The organism is Parvibaculum sp. (genome assembly GCF_035511255.1).
Classification (GTDB): domain Bacteria; phylum Pseudomonadota; class Alphaproteobacteria; order Parvibaculales; family Parvibaculaceae; genus Parvibaculum.
Map to the genome: position 1 here is coordinate 1 of NZ_DATKFR010000407.1, position 4,666 is coordinate 4,666.

Genomic DNA, 4,666 nt, shown 5'->3' on the forward strand with positions numbered 1-4,666 from the left:
GAAGTGGGGGTTTCTGTTGCCAGGTACCCCCGAACCCCGCCTTAACCGGCTAAAGTCAAGGACTTCAATCGAAGTGCTGGCACTGCATTACGCAGCGAGAGCAACCTCAGCATAGTTGTCGTTGGCAACTATAAAACGGCCCGATGACGGCGGAACCATGCCGGGCAAAAGAACTACTTTTACACCCTCGTCGATCCTAGTTCGCCCCCAGGAATTTCCGCCACGACGGAAGATAATTGGTGGAGGCGCCGGGTACCGCCCCCGGGTCCGAATGGCTTATTATGTAGCCCGTTTATCGCCATAGTCGGCCGAAGCCGACAGGCCTTATATAGGCGCTCGTCCGCAGGAAATAAAGGCGTTGCGGCAGGGTGTGCGATCCCGCCTCTTCGACTCCGATCTGAGATTCGGGGGAAGATGGCGAGCCCGATCAGGCGCTTGGCGCGATTCGCGAAAGCTTCAGGACGGATGGTACAATCCGGTCTTGTTTTTGATAATCACTCTCAACTATCCTGTCGCCGCGTACCCCTTTCGCCGCAACAGGATCATTCAGACATGACGACCCAGCGCCTTCTGCGAGCCGCCATGACGGCCGCCGCCGCCCTCGGACTTTTCTCCGGTTCCGCCAGCGCCGACCAGATCAACCTCTACACGACGCGCGAGCCGGGCCTCATCCAGCCGCTGATCGACGCCTTCAAGACGAAAACCGGCACCGAGGTGAAGACGGTTTTCATGAAGGACGGACTTGCCGAGCGCGTCGCGGCGGAGGGCGCGAACTCGCCGGCCGATCTGCTGATGGCGGTCGATTTCGGCAACCTGACGGACTTCGCCGAAAAGGGCGTGACCCAGCCGCTCGCCTCCGAGGCGATCGCGGCGGCCGTGCCGGCCAATTTGCGCGATCCGGAAGGGCAATGGGTGGCGCTGTCGCTGCGCGCGCGCCTGCTCTATGCCGCGAAGGACCGCACCGATCTCAAATCCTTCACCTATGAGGAACTGGCCGATCCGAAATGGAAGGGCAAGGTCTGCCTGCGTTCGGGCCAGCATCCCTACAACACGGCGCTGATCGCCGCCTATATCGAGAAACACGGACTCGAGAAGGCGACGGCCTGGCTCGAAGGCGTCGAGGCCAATCTCGCGCGCAAGCCCGGCGGCGGCGACCGCGACGTGGCGCGCGACATTCTCGGCGGGCTCTGCGACGTCGGCCTCGGCAATTCCTATTATGTCGGTCTGATGCGCAGCGGCGCCGGCGGGCCCGAGCAGAAGAAATGGGGCGAGGCGATCGAGGTCGTGCTGCCGACCTTCGAGGGCGGCGGCACGCATGTGAACGTCTCGGGCGCGGCGCTGGCGAAGCACGCGCCGAACAAGGCGGCCGCAGTAAAGTTCGTCGAATTCCTCGTTTCGGAAGAAGGGCAGGACCTCTATGCCCGGGCGAATTACGAATATCCGGTGCGCGCGGGCGTGAAAGTGGCGCCGCTGATCGCCGAACTCGGCGAGCTGAAGGTCGATCCGATGCCGCTCGCCGAGATTTCGAAGCATCGCAAGGAAGCGAGCGAACTGGTCGACAGGACCGGCTTCGACGGTTAGGAAGATGGATGGCGCGAGACTTTCCCCGCCGCCTCTTCTCGCGGTGCCGATGAAGCTTGCGCCTGTCTTCAAACAGAGTCTGACGCTCGGCCCGTCCGGCGCCGTGGCCGGTCTCGTCGCCGCGCCGATCGTCGCGCTTGCCGTCATCGCGGCCGAAGGGTCGGGCGATCTCTGGCCGCATCTGGTCGATTATGTCCTGCCGCGCGCGCTGTCGCAGACCGCCACGCTGCTCGCGGGCGTCGCCGCGCTGGTGCTCTTCCTCGGCATCGGCACGGCATGGCTCGTCACGAGTTTCGATTTTCGCGGTCGCGGCGTGCTCGAATGGGCGCTATTGCTGCCGCTCGCCGTGCCGACCTATGTCGTCGCATTCGCCTATCTCGACGTGCTGCATCCGGTCGGCCCGCTGCAGACGGGGTTGCGCGATCTCTTCGGCATCGCCGATCCGCGCGGGCTACGGCTGCCGGACGTCCGTTCGATGGCGGGTTGCATCCTGCTGCTCGGCTTCGTGCTTTATCCATACGTCTATCTCTCGACGCGGGCGATGTTCGTGCTGCAGCCCGCCGCCGAGATCGAGGCGGCGCGGATACTGGGTGCGGGGCCGGTGCGGATTTTCGTTCATGTCATGCTGCCTTTTGCGCGGCCCGGCATCGCCGTCGGGGCGAGCCTCGCGCTGATGGAGGCGCTCAACGATATCGGCGCGGCGGAGTTCCTCGGTGTTCGGACCTTGACCGTCTCGGTCTATTCGACATGGATCAACCGCTCGAGCCTGCCGGGCGCGGCGCAGATCGCGTTGCTGATGCTTGCCGTCGTGGTGACGCTGATCCTTATCGAGCGCTGGGGACGTCGGCACCGCGACGAGGCGGTGTCGTCGGAAACGACGCATGCGATGCCGCCGCGCGCGCTCGGAAGGTGGGGCGGGGCGCTCGCGCTTGCGCTGGGCACGTTGCCGGTGTTCCTGGGGTTCGGTGTGCCGGCGGCCTATCTCGTCGTCGAGACGGCGAAACGGTTGCGGCTCTCCGGCCTGCCGGCGACGATCCTTGCCGAGACGGGCAATACGATCGCCATCGCCGCGATCTCGACCGCCGTGGCATTGCTTCTCGGTTTCGGCGTGGCCTATGCGGCGCGGCTACTGCCGGGGCGCGCGGCGACGGCATTGGCGCGTTTCGCGAGCCTCGGCTATGCGGTGCCGGGCACCGTTCTGGCGCTGGGCCTGCTCGCGCCGCTCGCCGCCTTCGACAACGCGCTCGACGCCGCCATGCGCGATCTGGCCGGGATTTCGACCGGACTTCTGCTGTCGGGCTCGGGCGCGGCGCTCGTTTATGCCTATGCGGCGCGCTTCCTCGTCATTCCGGTCGGCGGCATCGAGGCGGGACTGTCGAAAATCTCGCTCACCGTCGACGACACGGCCCGCACGCTCGGCGCCAGCACGTTTCAACGCCTGTCCCGCCTGCATCTGCCGCTGTTGCGTCCGGCGCTGGCGGCGGCGACGCTGCTCGTCTTCGTCGATTGCATGAAGGAACTGCCGGCAACCCTGCTGCTCCGCCCGCTCGGCTTCGAGACGCTGGCGACGCATCTCTATGCCGAGGCGTCGCGCGGTACCTATGAGGACGGGGCCGTCGCGGCGTTGCTGATCGTGGCCGCGGGGCTTTTGCCCGTCATGCTGCTTGCCCGGATGGGACGGGGGCACGAGGCGCCCGAAAGCCCTGCCGGGCCTGTGGATAACGACGGCATCCGGTAAAGCGCGCATGGCGTCCGGCGGGGGCGGGGTCTAAAATGCCTCGATTCCCGGAGAGGTCCCATGAAGCAATATCTCGACCTGATGCGCCATGTGCGCGACCACGGCGTCAAGAAGACGGACCGGACAGGGACGGGCACGCTCAGCACTTTCGGCTGGCAGTCGCGGTACAACCTCGCCGACGGCTTCCCGATGGTGACGACCAAGAAGCTGCATCTGAAGTCGATCGTTCACGAGCTTCTCTGGTTCCTCGCCGGCGACACCAACATCGCCTATCTGAAGGCGAACGGCGTCGGTATCTGGGACGAATGGGCGGACGAGCAGGGCGACCTTGGCCCGGTCTACGGGCATCAATGGCGCTCCTGGCCGACGCCCGATGGCGGCAAGATCGACCAGATCAAAAACGTCGTCGAGCAGATCAAGAAGAGCCCGGACTCGCGCCGCCTGATCGTCTCCGCCTGGAACGTCGCCGACGTCGACCGCATGGCGCTGCCGCCCTGCCATTGCCTCTTCCAGTTCTATGTCGCGGAGGGGAAGCTTTCCTGCCAGCTCTACCAGCGCTCGGCGGACATCTTTCTCGGCGTGCCCTTCAACATCGCCTCCTATGCGCTGCTCACCATGATGATGGCGCAGGTGACGGGGCTCGAGGCGGGCGAATTCATCCATACTTTCGGCGACGCGCATCTCTATTCGAACCATCTCGATCAGGCGAATTTACAGCTCTCGCGGGAGCCGAAGTCCCTGCCGCGCATGCGCATCAATCCGGACGTGAAGTCGATCTTCGATTTCACCTTCGACGACTTCAAGCTCGAAGGCTACGAGGCGCATCCGCATATCGCCGCGCCGGTCGCGGTGTGAAGCGGCGCATCGTGATCGCGGGGTTGACGCTTCTGATGCTGGCGCTGGCCGCCGCCGCGATGCATGTCATCCTGCTCAATACGCGGCCGCTGACGGCGGAGCGCGTGATCGCGCCCGATCTCAGGCAATGACCCATATCAGCTTCGTCATCGCCATCGCGGAAAACGGCATCATCGGCCGCGACAATGCGATGCCGTGGCGGCTCGCGGGCGACATGGCCTTCTTCAAGCGCACCACGATGGGAAAACCCATCGTCATGGGGCGCAAGACCTGGGAGTCCTTCCCGAAGCGACCGCTGCCGGGCCGGCCCAATCTCGTCGTGACGCGCGATGCCGCCTATGCCGCGCCGGGCGCCGAAATCTTCGGCTCGGTCGGCGATGCGATCGATCACGGGATCGAACTGGCGGAGGACATGGGCGCGGAGGAAGTGATGATCGTCGGCGGCGCGGAGATCTACCGGCAGGCGCTGCCGCGCGCGACGCGCATTTATCT

5 protein-coding genes and 1 other RNA gene are annotated in these 4,666 nt (G+C 65.1%); 5 read left to right on the forward strand and 1 reads right to left on the reverse strand.

Annotation, left to right across the window (positions count from 1 at the left end; translation table 11 throughout):
• Positions 1-2: 2 nt before the first annotated feature.
• Positions 3-358, reverse strand: a transfer-messenger RNA (tmRNA) gene (gene ssrA, locus VMR03_RS15530).
• A 194-nt stretch (positions 359-552) separates the two neighbouring features.
• On the opposite strand from ssrA, the gene VMR03_RS15535 reads away from it, so the two are divergent.
• From VMR03_RS15535 to VMR03_RS15555, 5 genes are all read left to right on the forward strand, one after another.
• Positions 553-1,581: an extracellular solute-binding protein gene (locus tag VMR03_RS15535; protein WP_325406814.1), complete on the forward strand. Its 1,029-nt coding sequence runs from the start codon at positions 553-555 to the stop codon at positions 1,579-1,581.
• A gap of 4 nt (positions 1,582-1,585) precedes the next feature.
• Positions 1,586-3,319, forward strand: coding sequence for an iron ABC transporter permease (locus VMR03_RS15540; RefSeq protein WP_325406816.1), 1,734 nt, complete (start codon positions 1,586-1,588; stop codon positions 3,317-3,319).
• A 60-nt stretch (positions 3,320-3,379) separates the two neighbouring features.
• Complete coding sequence (locus VMR03_RS15545; RefSeq protein WP_325406818.1) at positions 3,380-4,174, forward strand: thymidylate synthase; 795 nt, start codon at positions 3,380-3,382, stop codon at positions 4,172-4,174.
• A complete protein-coding gene (locus tag VMR03_RS15550; RefSeq protein WP_325406820.1) occupies positions 4,171-4,305 on the forward strand; it encodes a hypothetical protein in 135 nt (44 codons plus the stop codon). The genes VMR03_RS15545 and VMR03_RS15550 overlap by 4 nt, the downstream gene beginning before the upstream one ends.
• On the forward strand, positions 4,302-4,666 hold a 365-nt coding region (locus VMR03_RS15555; protein WP_325406822.1), incomplete at its 3' end, for a dihydrofolate reductase. The genes VMR03_RS15550 and VMR03_RS15555, both read left to right, overlap by 4 nt.

Coding starts and splice junctions, on each gene's coding strand:
- VMR03_RS15535 (WP_325406814.1), top strand. CDS start 553: ATGACGACCCAGCGCCTTCTGCGAGCCGCCATGACGGCCGCCGCCGCC.
- VMR03_RS15540 (WP_325406816.1), top strand. CDS start 1,586: ATGGATGGCGCGAGACTTTCCCCGCCGCCTCTTCTCGCGGTGCCGATG.
- VMR03_RS15545 (WP_325406818.1), top strand. CDS start 3,380: ATGAAGCAATATCTCGACCTGATGCGCCATGTGCGCGACCACGGCGTC.